Source organism: Cytophagaceae bacterium (assembly GCA_016722655.1).
In the GTDB taxonomy this organism is placed as follows: Bacteria; Bacteroidota; Bacteroidia; order Cytophagales; family Spirosomataceae; genus Leadbetterella.
Map to the genome: position 1 here is coordinate 1514859 of JADKIR010000004.1, position 15722 is coordinate 1530580.

Below are 15722 nucleotides of genomic sequence, written 5' to 3' on the forward strand. Positions count from 1 at the left end.
AGAGGACCTGAACGAGGAAGAATGTATTTAGAACTTAAAACCATCGCAAACGACGACCGTCCGGTATTTATTTCGGGAGATTTCTGCAACTGGAATCCCCGCGATGAGCGTTTCTTAATGCATAAAGTAGGAGAAGGAAAATATCGGCTGGAACTCGAAAAAGATTTTACATTTGACCAATCTTTGCAGTATAAATACACCAAAGGTGGCTGGGACCATGTAGAGTTGGATATTTTTGGTAATACCAGCAAAAACCGTACGTTTTTGCCTACCTTCGAACCCAACATTGACCATGTGCCTTTGTGGCGTAAAAATGGGTTTACACCTTATTTTTCAGAATTTATGCCTCTGGTGGAATCATTTGAAATTGAAATCCCCCAGCTTAAAAAACACAGGGTAATCAGTGTGATTCTACCTGCCGATTATTACAAAAATCCTGAAAAAAAATATCCGGTGGTGTACATGCATGACGCCCAGAACCTGTTTGGCGAGGGGTCGGTTTACGGCAATTGGGAAATCGACAAGCGATTGTCTTTGTTGAAAAAACAGGATAAAACTGATGTGATTATAGTGGCTATAAACCATGGTGAAGAAGACCGTCAGGTGGAGTTTTCACCCTACAAAAATGAAGTTAAAGGCCAGGGCATGCGTTATGCTACATTTATAGTCAGAACCCTGAAACAACATATTGATAACCATTACCGTACACGTCCTGAAAGACAGTTTACGGGCATTGGTGGCAGCTCAATGGGTGGATTGATCAGTATTTATACGGGCATGATGTATCCTGAGGCCATCGGTCGCTTGATGGTATTTTCACCTTCGTTGTGGACTTCACCAAAAATATACTTTGATGCCGTAGAATTTTTTAATCCACTAGATACCAAAATATACCTTTATGGTGGAGGAAAAGAAAGCGAAAGTATGCTTCCCAATATAGAAAAACTAAAAGAAACCATTGAAGGTCAAGGCTTTGAATCTAATAAAATACAAATCAAAGCTGAACTTGACCCCGAAGGGCAACACAATGAAAAACGGTGGGGGCAGGAGTTTCCTAAAGCTTTGGATTGGCTATTTTGCTAATTTTTTTGCTCTTTAAACTTACCTAAGAGCAGAAATATAACATTCAAGTATCCATTTTACGGACAATTATCTAACCCTAAAGTTTTCTAAATATTATATTTTAAAAAAAATCACTAAAAAAGAAAATCCTCATCTTCAAAATAGTATAATAAAAAGACAAAATATCATTATTTATAGGGTATAATTTTTGCTCATATTTGTATGAATAAATAGCCTGAAGAAACAATTCTCCATCCAAAATATTCAAACTGATTTTTTTTGGAAATTTTATACCAATAAAAAAGGAATTTTCCTTTTGGTAGAATATATCTTTTAAAAGATTCGATATTTCAATTAGCCTGAATATCAACAATTTTTCAATTTGAAATAGCAATAATGCTGGTTTAGCTGTTTTCAATTATTATAACCATGAAAAACCTAAAAAATGAATTACTAAACTTATCAGTTTACAAAAGTTACTCTATTTTAGCCATTTATCTAATATTCAGTATTTTAAAGATTTATGGACAGTACCTTGAGAATTATTTAATTCAAACGATATTTTTATTTTTATCGAATCTGCTTCTTGTTTTACCTTTTATAAAAAATAATCAACCCGGATACGATAAAAAGATTCTTTTCTTTTTTACATTTTTGTTTCTGGGTCAATCAATCATTATTTTTTATAATAAACCGGAGTTTCTTAAGCTGGGTATGGTCTTTTACATTTTATCGAAAATCATAATTTTATTGATTCTAGACCATCAGCATAAAGAAATCGGATTCAAAACCCGACAAGATTACTGGAAGATTCTCGGACCACAAGTGGCATCCTTTGGATTGGCTTATCTGTTATATAACGACTCAAAATTAGACTCTTTCACCTCGATTTTAGTTATTTTATACTCTCAATTAGGAGCATTACTTTTGACCTATATTTTATATTTAAATAATCTGAGAAATCAGCTATATATCAAACTGGGATTGATTTTGCTTTTATTTCATGACTCGATAGGAGGATTCAATTTCTTCCATCATAAATTCGATACTTATTTTATTTTGACCTATTCATTAATAATTGCCGGAAATTATTTACTGGGATTAGGATTATGGAGTTCTCGTAAAGAATTATACAAAAATCATGAAACAAACTCTTCTGTCAACTGGTTTTTGAGTGTTGAATTTGCAAAGAAATCGTTTTTAGAATCTGTGATTTACGGTAAAAAAAAGAGGTCGGTTTTTAGTATTGATAAACCTGATTCTAAAAAGGACAACTATTGCGAAAAATGTCCTGAATCTATTTTCAATTATTTATAGAGAATTTAATCAAAGAAATTCCTCAGTTTGGTGTTCAAATCCAGCCTGATTAAATGAAGGAACCCATATTTCTTAAGATTTTCAGGGTTACAATTGTCCAATTTATCACATACTTGCACGAGAGTAAAGCCATTAAACTCCTCAAATTGCCTAGATTCAATCAACATTTTTTCTTTGACAGTAATAAGATTTTTCACTTTTATACTGGCTTCATCAAAATCAATATCGCCATTAAGATATCTTTTTAAGGGTTTGCAAAAGTACTTTTCGCATATTTTTGGTTTCTCAGAGGTCCAAATGGAACATTTTCCATCAAAAAACTTGCAGGGCATTTTAAAGCCCTCATTTTCTACAACTTCCAGGCCCAATCCTTTTGCCAAATCTATATCTTCCTGATCAAACAGGTGCCCATGACGAAACAAGCTTCCATCACAACACATTCCACAGGTGACACATAATTTTGATATTTCTTCCGTCAAATTCCTGATTTTTTAAATAGGTAAAAACTAATATACAATGGTCTGAGAAAATAATGGCTCAATTTCATCCAACCTTAATGGTATCAAAAAAATAAAACTGTTTTAAATTTCTAAGCATCAAATTTGCAAAAGTTTGCATTTTTTTACCTGTGTTTCACGAAAATATTTAATTATGCTACCGTTTGATAATTTTATCGTTCAAAATGCAAAAAAAAACCTGTAATTGACCCTCAAAAACTTTAAAAATTGCAGATTTTTGCAAATCTTTGCAGAGGAAATATCACTATGGTTATTAAAAAATAAGAAAATAAGCATTACCAAAAGAATTAAGGTTGTTTGATTTCCAAATTAAGCAATTTTTAATATTCTTTTTTTATTAAAAATAGCCATGAAAAAATATTTTAAAAGTGTAGGCAGACTGACTGTTTACCAAGATACCCGAATTTTCGTATACTACATATTGCTTTGTTTTTTAAAAGCCTTTTTTCAAATAATAGACTTAAAAGAAATTCAAGTATTTCTTTTGCTTATTTTGAATTATTTTCTTGTCAAGCCTTTTCAACGAAAAGGTGTTTTTGACCAAAATACAAAATACAAACTTTATTTTGGACTTGTTTTTTTGGGTCAGGCTACAATTATTTATTATAATAATCTATTTTTCTTAAAACTTGGAACTGCCTTTTTCATACTTTCAAAAATTACAATTCTATTTATTCTGGACCATCATCACTCTGATATACGGCTTTTGACAAAATCAGATTATTTAAAAATATTAGGTCCTCAGATAGTTTCATTTTCACTAGCTTACTTATTTTATAATCATGGAAGTCTCGATACAGAAATGGCAATTTTGATTATTGTTATGGCTGAATTAGAAGCTTTGCTAGCAACCTTTATTTTATATTTAAATAACCTCAAGAAAAACCATATTTATATCAAATTGGGAGTTATTTTAATTATGCTTCATGATTCATTTGGAGGGTTAAATTTTTACAACACACAACTTGATAAATATTTCATTATTAGTATTTTATTAATCTCTATTGGGAATTTCCTGTTAGGTCTAGGATTCTGGAGATCGAGGTCAGCTTTTAATAAACGCCTCCAATATCCCATGCCAATTAGTATGATTAGAGAAATTGATTAGTAGCTATTATTTATTCAAAATAAAAACTCCAAATTTCAGTCATCAGAATTAAGAGAAGAAAAATTGCTGGATTTTAATATATTCTAAATCTTTAGTAGAAAAACTTCAACTGTCTTATCTTTTCAAACTCTTATTGTCAGTAATTTGTAAGAAAAATTTTAAACAGATAATGATTAGATACTTTTCTGTTCTGATATTCTTTGTGAACTTGAGTACTTTACAAGCACAAAACTTTGACATTGAAACAGTTACCAACCCTATCCTATCACATGGTGCCGATCCATGGATTATACGGGAAGGTAAAACTTTTCACTATTGTTATGTTAGAAAAGATACCATTTTTCTGAAATCAGTAAACAGAATTTCTGAACTAAAAAACGCAGTAGAAAGAATCCTTTGGATACCACTAAAGACCACCAATTATTCAAAGGAAGTATGGGCTCCCGAACTCCATCATTTTGACAATCGATGGTATATATATGTTGCAGCAGATGATGGCAAAAATGACAACCACCGAATGCACGTAATAGCTTCTGAAAATGAATCTATCAATTCGAATTTCATTTACTTGGGAAAACTTACTGACAAATCTGACAAGTGGGCAATTGATGGGTCTCCATTTATTTTTAATGGCAAGATGTATTATGTTTGGAGTGGATGGGACGGGGATGTGAATGTACAGCAGAACATCTACATAGCCGAAATGGATAGTCCAACAAAAATAAAATCAGAAAGAATTCTGCTCTCAAAACCGGAATACGAATGGGAAAAAAGGGGCTCAGGCAAGGGTCTTCCTACTATTAATGAAGGTCCGGAAATCCTTGAAAAAGACGGAAATCTGTTCCTGATTTATTCTGCAGCGGGCAGCTGGTCAGATCATTATTGCCTGGGAATGTTGGAGTTGCAAGGTAAAAACCCAATAGATGCCGGAAAATGGAAAAAGGCGTCTCAACCTGTTTTTGAAAGTAATGAATATGTGACTAGTCCCGGCCATTGTTCATTTATTAAGATTAAGAATCAGAATTATATCATTTATCATTCCGCTCGCCACAAAGGTGCCGGATGGGACAGACAGGTAAATATCCAACCTTTTTCCTGGAAAAATGGGAAGCCGGATTTTGGTTCACCGGTGAAATATGGGGTGGGGATTGAAATCAGTTATTGAGAAGATTGTGAAATAACCCAAATAAAAGAAAATGCCTCAATTATTTATAATCGAGGCATTCAATTACAGATATTTTAATTCTTACAAATTCCCCTTCTTCATCTCCTTCACTGCATAGTCTGCTGCACGAGCCGTAAGAGCCATATAGGTGAGCGATGGGTTTTGGGTTGAGGTTGAGGTCATGCTGGCACCGTCAGTCACGAATACATTTTTACATGCATGCAGCTGGTTGAAGGCGTTTAACATGGAAGTTTGGGGGTCTTTACCCATACGTACTCCTCCCATCTCATGAATATCGAGCCCGGCAGCCTGCTTACTATCAGCCGATTTTACATTCTTAAAGCCAGCCATTTCAAACATTTCAGTCATTTGCTCAATGTAATCCTTCACCATTTTATCATCGTTGTCATCATAGGCTACGGATATTTTGAGTTGAGGAATACCAAAAGGATCCTTGAGGTTTTTGTCCAATGCTACATAATTGCTTTCTTTCGGGATAGTTTCACCCATCATGTGCGAGCCCACATACCAGCCATCATTGATAGTTTTATGGAGATTATTTTTAAGTGTTTCACCTAATCCTTCCTGGCTATTATGACTCATTCTTCCCGCACCAAAACCCGCTGCATAGCCACGCAAAAAGTCGGTTTCCTGCTTAAGGACATTCCTGAACCGGGGGATGTACGGGCTGTTAGGTCGGTTTCCTTCGGTGGTTTTATCCAAAAATCCGTCATATTCACCCCATACTCTTGCCCTGTAATTATGGAAAGCTACATATTTTCCCAAAACCCCGCTATCATTTCCAAGACCGTTTGGGAAACGATTAGAGACAGAATTAAGCAAAATGAGGTTAGAATTTAAGGCAGCAGCGTTGACAAAAATTATTTTTGCATAGAACTCAGTCATTTCTCCCGTAAGGGCATCAATAACTTTCACGCCACTTGCCTTTTGTTTGGCATCATCATAAATGATACTATGCACCACACTATGCGGCCTGAGTGACATTTTTCCCGTTTTCATGGCCCACGGCAGGGTGGAAGCATTGCTGCTGAAATATCCACCATAAGGACAGCCCCGCTCGCAGATAGTGCGATGCTGGCACTGAGCTCTACCCTGATCGAAGTGAATCTGCTTTGGGGTAGTAAGGTGGGCACATCTCCCCATGATTACATGCCGGCTGCCTTTGTATTTTTCAGCTACTTTTTTACTGAAATAATCCTCAACACAATTAAACTCATGCGGAGCTAAAAACTCCCCATCGGGCAGTTGGTCGAGTCCGTCTTTGTTACCCGAAATTCCGGCAAACTTCTCTACATAGCTATACCATGGAGCTAAATCGTCGTAGCTAATAGGCCATTCCACGGCAAAACCATCGCGGGTGGGCCCTTCAAAGTCATATTTACTCCAGCGTTGAGTTTGTCGTGCCCATAGGAGAGACTTTCCACCTACCTGATACCCCCGAATCCAGTCAAATGGTTTCTCCTGCACATAAGGATGCTCTTTGTCTTTTACAAAAAACTGCTCAGTGCCTTCATAGAAAGCGTAACATTTACTTACAGTCGGGTTTTCTTCTCTTATGGCCAGGGGCAATTGGTTTCTGTGCTCAAAATCCCATGGTTGATAGAGTGTGGTAGGATATCCCGTGATATGAGGCACATCTTTTCCTCTTTCCAGAACCAAGGTTTTCAAGCCCTTACCAGTAAGCTCTTTCGCTGCCCATCCCCCACTGATTCCCGAACCAATCACAATGGCATCAAAGGTTCTTTTTTCTTTATTTATTAAGTTCATAATTACTGATTTAAAGGCACACAGCCATGATAACGGGCAGGAGCAAATTCAAATTTCTCAATGTTGACCTGATAATATTCTGAAGTAGTATACGCTCGCACGGCATATCGTTTGGTGGCATCCATAAAAAACCTCAGGTTTTCGTCAGAACTCATCCCAAAGCCCTGCAATAAGTGAAGCTTCTGCTGAGTATTTGAACCTTCAAAAGATTTTCCGAAAAGAGAAATTGAGAGTTCGTTTACCTTTGCCAGTCCCTTTTTAAACTTGTCCTGGTCAGCCACCTTATGCATATCTGTCACCATGAGTTTTACAAATTTGGGTATTTGTAATGTTCTGGAACCTGGAGTATCGGTTTCGGGAATTATTGCTTCACAAATGGCCTCGAGGAGGTCTTCCTCTGAAGTGTTAAGTTCTAAACTGTCAGGTTTAAGATTTTTGGCTGTCCAGTTATTTGCCCAGGAAGGGAGACTAACCGCACCGACAATACCAAGGGTCAGGCTCGAAAAAACTTCGCGTCGTTTCATCCAATTTTCAATTAAGGTCGATATTAATTTTTAAAATTATTAAATAATTCGATTCTATTGCTTCTAAAATTCAATTTGCATTAAATTTTCTTACAAAAAAACCCAAAATCGCAGTTTTATAATAAATTGCACAGTTTTCAACCTTTTGCTTTAGGCAATTCTTAAATTTTTATCAATGAAAAAAGTCCTTTGGTTTATTTTCATAACCGCCAATTCATTTGGTCAAATCACAGCCCCCCCAAAAGAATGGAAGCAACTCTTCAATGGCAAAGACCTGAAAAACTGGGATATAAAAATCAGAAATTATGATCTTAATGATAATTTCGGAAATACTTTTTCGGTAAAAGACAAAAAAATAGTGGTCAATACCGATGCTTACGACCCATTTAACTACCGCTATGGGCACATGTTTTACAAAGGTGATTTTTCTTATTACAAAATAGCTGTTGAGTACCGTTTTGTAGGTGAGCAAGCCAAAGGCGGAGAAGATTGGGCCTGGCGAAACAGTGGCATCATGATTCATGGTCAACCTGCCAATACTATGCTCAAAGACCAGGATTTTCCGGTTTCCATAGAGGTACAGCTGCTTGGTGGAAAAGGAGACGGCAAACCCAGAACCAACTGTAACCTTTGTACACCGGGAACGCACGTAACTTATGAAAACAAATTTGACACCCGACACTGCATCAATTCTACTTCAAAAACATTTGATGGTGACCAATGGGTAAGAGCCGAAGTGGAGGTTTTGGGAGATTCTTTAATCAGACATTTTATAAATAACGAGCTGGTAATGACCTACGAAAAGCCGGTAATAGGAGGCGGAGTAGTAAGTGGATATGATCCAAAAATCAAGCCCGATGGTCAGGCTCTCAGCCATGGAAGTATTTCATTGCAGAGTGAAAGCCACGCGATAGAGTTTAGAAAGGTCGAACTCCTTGAGCTTGAAGGTTGCATGGACCCCAAAGCTAAAAACTTTAAAAACTATTATCAAAAAGCTGATAATAAGAAGTGTAAATACTAAATAGAAGTATTTTTGTTAGATTTGTTTAAAATTATTTAAAAATGAATGCGATAAGGAAAACTCTTAAACCCCGGAATGGTTTGCTTACAATTGAGTTGCCAAAGGACTTTACTCAAAAAGAGTTTGAAGTTACTGTTGTTCCTGTGGAAGAAAAAGCACAAAATATATCGCTACAATTTAAGCTAAAATCCCTTTTAGAGAGTCTTCCCAAGTCAGACCCGGAAATTTCGCTTGAAGAAATAATAACGGAAATAAAAGAAGTCAGAAAAAAACGAAATGAAAGTCGTAGTTGATACCAATATTTGGGTAAGCCTTGCGATTGGAAGCAAATCTATTACATACGATTTTTTCGAATTATTAAATTCAACAAATATAGAATTCATTGTATGTGAAGGACTTATAGATGAAATTGTAGCAACTCTAGAAAAAGAAAAAATTCGGAACTATCTTTCTAAAGATAGAGTGATTTTGTTGTTCGATATCCTTGAAAATCATACATCTTCTTTTATTTCACATTCAAAAAATACTTTTTGTAGAGACCTGAATGATGATTATTTAATTAATCTTGCAATAGATTCCGAATCTGAAATTTTAATAACAGGCGATAAAGACCTTTTAATCTTAAATTCTGTGGAAAATATTAAAATCCTAACCATAAAACAATTGTTGGATTTTATAAAAAAACCCAGTTAGAGGTCTTTTTTGGTAAAACTTTTTTCTTTTCAATAAACTTTTTATTACCATCTTTCTACTAACTTAGAATTTTAAAATTTCAGCCTTAAAAAATGAATTACATTGCCTCAATAGACCAGGGGACTACCAGTACCCGTTGTATTTTTTTTGATAAAAAAGGAAAAATAATATCTGTCGCTCAAAAAGAGCATGAGCAGATTTTTCCTCAGCCCGGCTGGGTAGAACACAACCCCGAGGAAATCTGGCGAAATACCCAGGAAGTAATTGCCAACGCCCGTATCAAACAACAGATCAAAATCGAGAATATTTTGGCTTGTGGTATCACCAACCAAAGGGAAACCACCGTCGTTTGGAACCGCCGCACAGGAAAGCCCTATTACAATGCCCTCGTGTGGCAAGATACCCGTGTAGGGAAACGTGTCGACGAACTCGAAAGAACCACCGGAAGCCAATGGTTTCGTGATAAAACCGGTCTTCCTCTAGCCACTTATTTCAGTGGTTTGAAAATTCAATGGCTGCTTGAAAATGTGGAGAGTTTGCGGGAAGATGCCGAAAATGGTACGGCGATTTTTGGTAACATGGATACATTTGTGGCCTGGCATCTGACCGGAGGAATCAACGGAGGCCTCCACATTACCGATGTGACCAACGCTTCACGTACCCAACTCATGAACCTTGAAACCCAAACCTGGGACGATGAAATTCTCACTTTACTAAACATCCCCAAAGCCATGTTGCCCGAAATCAAACCGAGCAGCATGAAATATGGAGAGATTAAGTCAGAACCATTAGCTGGAGTACCACTTGCCGGAATTTTGGGTGACCAACAGGCTGCATTGGTTGGACAAACCTGCTTTAAACCTGGGGAAGCTAAAAACACTTATGGTACCGGTTGCTTTATGCTATTGAATACAGGCCCGAAGCCCATCCCTTCGAAATTTGGACTCTTGACAACTGTTGCTTACCAGTTTGAAAACCAGCCTGTTCATTATGCCTTAGAAGGATCCGTTGCTATTGCCGGGGCTTTGGTTCAATGGCTCAGGGACAACCTCGGAATCATAAAAAACTCAGCAGATGTACAGAGGCTGGCAGCAACTGTTGAGGATAATGGCGGAACGTATTTTGTTCCGGCATTCTCCGGTCTGTACGCACCTTATTGGGAGAATTCAGCCCGAGGAGTGATCGCAGGCCTTACCCGATTTGTCAACAAGGGCCACATTGCGAGAGCGGTATTGGAAGCCACTGCTTATCAGACTCTTGATGTATTGGAAGCGATGGAAAAAGACGCCGGACTTTCGCTTTCTTCGTTGAGAGTTGATGGAGGTATGGTGGTCAACGAGATGCTCATGCAGTTTCAGTCTGACATGCTTAAAGTACCTGTAATAAGACCCGAAATGATTGAAACCACCGCACTTGGTGCTGCGTATGCTGCAGGCCTGGCAGTGGGATTCTGGTCAAATCTTGAAGATTTGGTAGAAAACTGGGGTGTAGATAAACAATGGCAACCTCAAATGGATGAAACGAAAAGAGCAACCTATCATAAAGGCTGGAAAAAGGCAATAGAACGTTCGCGAAACTGGGAAGATTAAAATGCAAAATACCTTAAAAAAGAAATGGGCTGAAGGGCAACCGGTAACCAATGCCTGGGTGAGTTCGCCCTCGGCCTGGAATGTCGAAATTCTGGCCACTACGAGCTTTGATGCAATCACTATCGACGCTCAACATGGCCTTGCCTCAGACCTCAACACTATGGTGCAAATGCTTCAGGTCATGAAGGCATCCTCAGCCACTTCATTTGTAAGGCTCCCGGCCAACGACCCCGCTTACATTATGCGTATGCTAGATGCCGGTGTAGAAGGGTTGATATGCCCTATGCTCAATACTGCCGAGGAAACTGAGGCTTTTGTGAGAGCAACCAAATATTACCCGGAAGGCAATAGAAGTATAGGTCCAACCCGAGCCAGTGTGGTTTTTGGAGAAAATTATATGCAAACCGCCAACCAGCACACCATCACATTCGCCATGATAGAGACGCCTGATGCTCTCAAAAATATGCGGGAAATGGCCAAAGTTGAACATCTGAATGGTTTTTATATAGGTCCATGGGACTTAAGTGCATCTCTGGGTTATAAGAAATTGGCTGATTTTGAAGACCCGGGCTTCCTTAAAATTCTCAAAGAAATATTGGCAGTAGCCGAAGAAAACCATCTCATCACAGGGATTCATGCCGGAAACCCAAAAAATGCAAGATTATTTGCTGACCTGGGATTCAAATTCCTTACGATGTTTAATGACTCCTCGGCCTTAAAAACCATTGCAAAAAATACTTTGGATGAGTTTCATAATAACGATGGAAAAAGCAAATTGAGCGGGTATTAATATATTTGAAAATTAGCCAGTTACAAGAGATAAAATCATTTCGAAAATATTTTTTGTTTTATTTTTTATAAATTTAGGGATTGTATTCTCTGTTTTTATATTAATTTGGGGATTATAATCTCCGTTTTTATATATTTGCAAAAAAAATTATGGGATGATAACAAGAAAAATAGAAGGCTTGATAAAAAATCGTCTGTTTCAAGGTAAAACTTTGCTGATATTTGGCCCAAGGCAAGTAGGAAAAACTACACTTTTGAATGAAATTCTCAGAACGACTAATGTTCAAGGGATTTACCTAAATGCTGACCTGCCTATAATTAGAGAAGGGCTTTCCAATGCGGGTTTTGAGCAAATTGGTGCCACAATTGGCACAAACAGACTGGTGGTGATTGATGAAGCTCAACGAATCAAAAATATAGGTCTTACCCTGAAAATCATGCATGACAATTTCCCGGAGGTGCAGGTGCTGGCGACGGGCTCATCAGCATTTGAGCTGGCCAATGATATAAATGAGCCATTGACTGGCAGGAAAATTGAATTTAAGATGTATCCTGTAAGCTGGGCTGAACTTGTGGAAAATACTGGGTATTTGCAAGCACTCGATCAATTGGAGAATCGCATGATTTATGGTATGTATCCCGATGTCATCAATCAAAAGGGTAATGAAGAAGAGATATTGACTGAGCTCAACACTTCTTATCTTTATAAAGATTTACTTTCATATTCGGGTATTAGAAAACCACAAATTCTTGAAAAACTGCTCAAGGCTCTTGCATTACAACTAGGCAATGAAGTATCACTGAATGAACTTGGCAGAATGTTGGAAATCGATAAAGCAACTGTAGAAAACTATCTGGATCTTCTCGAAAAAGCATTTGTTATATTTAGACTACAACCATTTAGCCGTAATCTAAGAAATGAAATTACTTCGAGTCGAAAGATATATTTTTATGATAATGGAATAAGAAACGCTATCATTCAAAACTATAATGTTTTAAATCTAAGAAATGATACCGGGGCACTATGGGAGAATTTCTTGATTAGCGAAAGAATGAAAAAGAATCAGTATGAAAGACGAATCGTGTCAAACTATTTCTGGCGTACACATGCACAACAGGAAATCGACTATGTAGAGGAATCAAACGGCCAGTTGCAGGCATTCGAATTCAAGTGGAATCCTAAAGCAAAAACTAAGTTTCCACTTCCATTTAAAAATGAGTACTCTCCCTCCAAATCTGAAGTGATACACAGGGAAAACTTTAATACTTTTCTTTAAATTCAGGGATTATATCCTCCGTTTTTATATTAATTTGGTGATTATAATCACCAAATTAATATTTTTTCTTCCCAACTTTCCCCTTCTGTGCCTTCGGTTTCCTGACGTTTCGCTTTTCTCTGAGTGCCTTTTTCTTTTCTGAAGCCTCAATTTTCATTTTCAGAATGCGTTGATTTCTTTCTGATTTTTCATGAAAAGCTCCCTGGAAAGTGGGGTCTTCTTTCTTGCGTTGGTCGTCAAGTTCTTTCAGCATTTGCTGCTGTTCTTCGTAAGGAGTTTCTTCAATTTTTACATTTTCAGGAATCTCTAAAACCGGAATCGTGCTCCTGATAATCTTTTGTATTTTTTCCAGATGATAATCTTCCGAAGGCAACAAAAACGTGATAGCTTCCCCCTCCATTTTGGCCCTGCCGGTACGGCCAATACGGTGAATATAGTCTTCATAAATCAGCGGCAAATCAAAATTTATCACATGTGATACCGCTGTAATATCAATCCCTCTCGAGGCTACATCAGTTGCCACAAGCACCCTGATATTTCCAGCCCTGAAATCATCCACAGAGTTCATACGGGTATTTTGGCCTTTGTTGGCGTGAATCACCCGCACCTGTGTAGAGCCCAAAACTTTTCTTTCCAAAAACTTAAACACGTTGTCGGCTACGGTTTTGGTTCTGCAAAACACCATTGCTCTGGTAATTTCCTCAGAATCAAGCAGGTGACCCAATAGATTAATCTTGGTCCTGAAATTGGGTACTTTATATAGTTTCTGACTTATAGTGCTTGCTGCAGTTGCAGATGGCGTAATTTCGATTTTCAAAGGAGCCTCCAAAAACTCCTCGGAAAGTTTCTCAACTCTGGGTTGGAAAGTAGCCGAAAATAAAAGATTTTTCCTTTTTCGGGGTATCACCTCCAATATTTTACGGATTTGTGGCATAAATCCCATGTCCATCATCTTGTCGGCTTCGTCTAGCACAAGATATTGAAGGCTTTTGGTGGGGATTTCACCCAACAAATACAAATCCATAAACCTCCCGGGAGTGGCAATAATAATATCAACTCCCTTTTTGAGGTTTTCAATTTGGGTTTTCGGCCCCAGACCACCATAGAGTGCTACAAAACGAAGGTCAGTATATTTACCTAATTCTCTGAAAGCCGCATCAATCTGTATCACCAGCTCACGCGTAGGAGCAAAGACCATGCAACGGGCATTTTGACCCTGAGCATATTTGACTTTCATCAAGATAGGTAAAGCATAGGCGGCGGTTTTCCCGGTTCCTGTTTGGGCTATTCCCAGCACATCGTGTCCCTGAAGAATCAGCGGAATAGCCTTGGTCTGGATTTCGGTAGGCTCGGTATAACCCAACTCCTCCACTGCCATAAGCAGCTGTTTGTTGAGGTCAAATATCTTAAAAGGATTCTCTTCCATATTCTAAATAATTGGCAAAGATACAGCTGAGAAGGCCTATTTGTTTAAAAATCATAATTTTCAACATAAAAGAGATGGGATGAGATATATTTTTTCTAGGGTAAAGGTTATGAATTATTAGATTAGACTTTTTTTGGATAATAAAAAAACTATTTGGTTGATGCACCAAAAAGCATAAAAGCCACCCTTTCGAGTGGCTTTTATTATTTCAAAATACTTTAATTTTATTAAGAATAAGAATTCAACATCACAGGCATCACGAGCATCAGGATGTCTTCGTTTTCTTCTTTGTCGGCAGGGATAATCAAACCGGCACGGTTAGGCATCGAGAGCTCAAGCGTAACGGTGGAAGAGCCCAGATTGCTCAACATTTCAGCCAAAAACTTGGCGTTGAAGCCTATCTCCATATCTTCTCCAACAAACTCACAGTCAATTTTTTCTACGGCCTCGTTAGAATAATCCAAATCCTCAGCAGAGATAGTCAACTCAGTGGCAGCAATTTTTAGTCTGATCTGATGAGTTGTTTTATTAGAGAAAATCGCAATCCTTTTCAGCGAACTCAGGAACTTCGATCTTTCTATCGTCATCTTGTTAGGATTGGCCTTCGGAATAACGTTTTCGTAATCCGGATATCTTTCGTCAATCAGACGGCAAATCAATTTGATATTTCCAAAGCTAAAAAAGGCGTTGGAATTGCTGAATTCAGTCACCACAGGCACATTCTCAGAAGGCAACGACGACTTGATAAGGTTAAGAGCTTTACGAGGAAGAATCATGGTAGTGGGCGTGGCCGACTTAATATCTTCTCTGCGATAACGGATCAACCTGTGACCGTCAGTAGCTACAAAAGTGGTGCTATCTTCCTGAATATCAACAAACACACCTGTCATAGCCGGACGGAGGTCGTCGGTACTGGTGGCAAAAAGCGTATTATTAATGGCTGAGGCCAATGTATGTGAGTCCAGCTCAATATTGAAATTACGGTTTACCTGTGGTGCCTTCGGGAAGTCCAAAGGATTTTCACCGGCAATTTTGAAGCGACCGTTGCTGGTGGTTATTTCTACACCAAAAGTATCTTTGCTGATATTGATAGTAATTGGCTGATCTGGCAAACTGCGGAGTGTGTCCATCAAAAGTTTGGCAGGGATAGCCACCGAAACTGTATCAGAAGAATCAACGGTAACCTCAGAAACCATAACTGTCTGCATGTCAGAAGCAGTGATAGTCAGTGAAGATTTTTCAAGTTCGAAAAGGAAATTTTCGAGTATGGGGACCAACGGGTTGGGGGCAATCACCCCACTTATATTTGAAAGGTTTTTTACAAGTTCTGACGACGAAACAACTAATTTCATTTCTCTTAATTTTAGAAAATTTTGGTTTTATACAAAAGTAGGCAAAGTTAGTGAAATTCACTAAAATTTGATTTTTTTGCCAAAAATATATTA

General features: G+C 37.8%; 15 protein-coding genes. 10 read left to right on the forward strand and 5 right to left on the reverse strand.

The window, feature by feature from the left end:
- The first annotated feature begins 21 nt into the window (after window positions 1-21).
- Window positions 22-1083 carry an alpha/beta hydrolase gene (locus tag IPP61_06990; protein ID MBL0324911.1) on the forward strand — a complete coding sequence of 354 codons (1062 nt, stop codon included), beginning with the start codon at window positions 22-24 and terminating at the stop codon, window positions 1081-1083.
- 729 nt (window positions 1084-1812) lie between these two features.
- On the forward strand, window positions 1813-2379 hold the full coding sequence (locus tag IPP61_06995) for a hypothetical protein (protein MBL0324912.1): 567 nt from the start codon (window positions 1813-1815) through the stop codon (window positions 2377-2379).
- A gap of 5 nt (window positions 2380-2384) precedes the next feature.
- On the opposite strand, the gene IPP61_07000 is transcribed toward IPP61_06995, so the two are convergent.
- Window positions 2385-2858, reverse strand: coding sequence for a YkgJ family cysteine cluster protein (locus IPP61_07000; GenBank protein ID MBL0324913.1), 474 nt, complete (start codon window positions 2856-2858; stop codon window positions 2385-2387).
- A gap of 388 nt (window positions 2859-3246) precedes the next feature.
- Here IPP61_07000 and IPP61_07005 point away from each other — a divergent pair, with 388 nt between their 5' ends.
- Window positions 3247-4005 (forward strand): hypothetical protein, encoded by a 759-nt coding sequence (locus IPP61_07005; GenBank protein MBL0324914.1) that lies wholly within the window; start codon window positions 3247-3249, stop codon window positions 4003-4005.
- Window positions 4006-4174: 169 nt separating this feature from the next.
- Window positions 4175-5170, forward strand: coding sequence for a glycoside hydrolase family 43 protein (locus IPP61_07010; protein MBL0324915.1), 996 nt, complete (start codon window positions 4175-4177; stop codon window positions 5168-5170).
- 81 nt (window positions 5171-5251) lie between these two features.
- On the opposite strand, the gene IPP61_07015 is transcribed toward IPP61_07010, so the two are convergent.
- Window positions 5252-6958 (reverse strand): GMC family oxidoreductase, encoded by a 1707-nt coding sequence (locus IPP61_07015; protein ID MBL0324916.1) that lies wholly within the window; start codon window positions 6956-6958, stop codon window positions 5252-5254.
- 2 nt (window positions 6959-6960) lie between these two features.
- Window positions 6961-7482 (reverse strand): gluconate 2-dehydrogenase subunit 3 family protein, encoded by a 522-nt coding sequence (locus tag IPP61_07020; GenBank protein ID MBL0324917.1) that lies wholly within the window; start codon window positions 7480-7482, stop codon window positions 6961-6963.
- A 175-nt stretch (window positions 7483-7657) separates the two neighbouring features.
- On the opposite strand from IPP61_07020, the gene IPP61_07025 reads away from it, so the two are divergent.
- The 6 genes from IPP61_07025 (at window position 7658) to IPP61_07050 (ending at window position 12851) form a co-directional block, all read left to right on the forward strand.
- Window positions 7658-8503 carry a DUF1080 domain-containing protein gene (locus IPP61_07025; GenBank protein MBL0324918.1) on the forward strand — a complete coding sequence of 282 codons (846 nt, stop codon included), beginning with the start codon at window positions 7658-7660 and terminating at the stop codon, window positions 8501-8503.
- A gap of 41 nt (window positions 8504-8544) precedes the next feature.
- Window positions 8545-8796, forward strand: a complete 252-nt coding sequence (locus tag IPP61_07030; GenBank protein MBL0324919.1) for a hypothetical protein — start codon at window positions 8545-8547, stop codon at window positions 8794-8796.
- On the forward strand, window positions 8780-9196 hold the full coding sequence (locus IPP61_07035; GenBank protein ID MBL0324920.1) for a putative toxin-antitoxin system toxin component, PIN family: 417 nt from the start codon (window positions 8780-8782) through the stop codon (window positions 9194-9196). The genes IPP61_07030 and IPP61_07035 overlap by 17 nt, the downstream gene beginning before the upstream one ends.
- A 92-nt stretch (window positions 9197-9288) precedes the next feature.
- On the forward strand, window positions 9289-10785 hold the full coding sequence (glpK, locus tag IPP61_07040) for a glycerol kinase GlpK (protein MBL0324921.1): 1497 nt from the start codon (window positions 9289-9291) through the stop codon (window positions 10783-10785).
- 1 nt (window position 10786) lies between these two features.
- On the forward strand, window positions 10787-11575 hold the full coding sequence (locus tag IPP61_07045) for a 2,4-dihydroxyhept-2-ene-1,7-dioic acid aldolase (protein ID MBL0324922.1): 789 nt from the start codon (window positions 10787-10789) through the stop codon (window positions 11573-11575).
- A 154-nt stretch (window positions 11576-11729) separates the two neighbouring features.
- Window positions 11730-12851 (forward strand): ATP-binding protein, encoded by a 1122-nt coding sequence (locus IPP61_07050; GenBank protein MBL0324923.1) that lies wholly within the window; start codon window positions 11730-11732, stop codon window positions 12849-12851.
- Window positions 12852-12906: 55 nt separating this feature from the next.
- Here IPP61_07050 and IPP61_07055 read toward each other — a convergent pair whose 3' ends face one another.
- Window positions 12907-14277 carry a DEAD/DEAH box helicase gene (locus tag IPP61_07055; GenBank protein ID MBL0324924.1) on the reverse strand — a complete coding sequence of 457 codons (1371 nt, stop codon included), beginning with the start codon at window positions 14275-14277 and terminating at the stop codon, window positions 12907-12909.
- Window positions 14278-14504: 227 nt separating this feature from the next.
- Window positions 14505-15629 (reverse strand): DNA polymerase III subunit beta, encoded by a 1125-nt coding sequence (dnaN, locus tag IPP61_07060; GenBank protein MBL0324925.1) that lies wholly within the window; start codon window positions 15627-15629, stop codon window positions 14505-14507.
- Window positions 15630-15722 lie beyond the last annotated feature (93 nt).

Bases quoted from the DNA above. Each gene is read 5' to 3' on its own strand.
- IPP61_07015 (MBL0324916.1), bottom strand. From the start codon at position 6,958: ATGAACTTAATAAATAAAGAAAAAAGAACCTTTGATGCCATTGTGATT.
- dnaN (MBL0324925.1), bottom strand. From the start codon at position 15,629: ATGAAATTAGTTGTTTCGTCGTCAGAACTTGTAAAAAACCTTTCAAAT.
- IPP61_07020 (MBL0324917.1), bottom strand. From the start codon at position 7,482: ATGAAACGACGCGAAGTTTTTTCGAGCCTGACCCTTGGTATTGTCGGT.
- IPP61_07045 (MBL0324922.1), top strand. From the start codon at position 10,787: ATGCAAAATACCTTAAAAAAGAAATGGGCTGAAGGGCAACCGGTAACC.
- IPP61_07030 (MBL0324919.1), top strand. From the start codon at position 8,545: ATGAATGCGATAAGGAAAACTCTTAAACCCCGGAATGGTTTGCTTACA.
- glpK (MBL0324921.1), top strand. From the start codon at position 9,289: ATGAATTACATTGCCTCAATAGACCAGGGGACTACCAGTACCCGTTGT.
- IPP61_07005 (MBL0324914.1), top strand. From the start codon at position 3,247: ATGAAAAAATATTTTAAAAGTGTAGGCAGACTGACTGTTTACCAAGAT.
- IPP61_07055 (MBL0324924.1), bottom strand. From the start codon at position 14,277: ATGGAAGAGAATCCTTTTAAGATATTTGACCTCAACAAACAGCTGCTT.
- IPP61_07035 (MBL0324920.1), top strand. From the start codon at position 8,780: ATGAAAGTCGTAGTTGATACCAATATTTGGGTAAGCCTTGCGATTGGA.
- IPP61_07050 (MBL0324923.1), top strand. From the start codon at position 11,730: ATGATAACAAGAAAAATAGAAGGCTTGATAAAAAATCGTCTGTTTCAA.
- IPP61_06990 (MBL0324911.1), top strand. From the start codon at position 22: ATGTATTTAGAACTTAAAACCATCGCAAACGACGACCGTCCGGTATTT.
- IPP61_07025 (MBL0324918.1), top strand. From the start codon at position 7,658: ATGAAAAAAGTCCTTTGGTTTATTTTCATAACCGCCAATTCATTTGGT.
- IPP61_07010 (MBL0324915.1), top strand. From the start codon at position 4,175: ATGATTAGATACTTTTCTGTTCTGATATTCTTTGTGAACTTGAGTACT.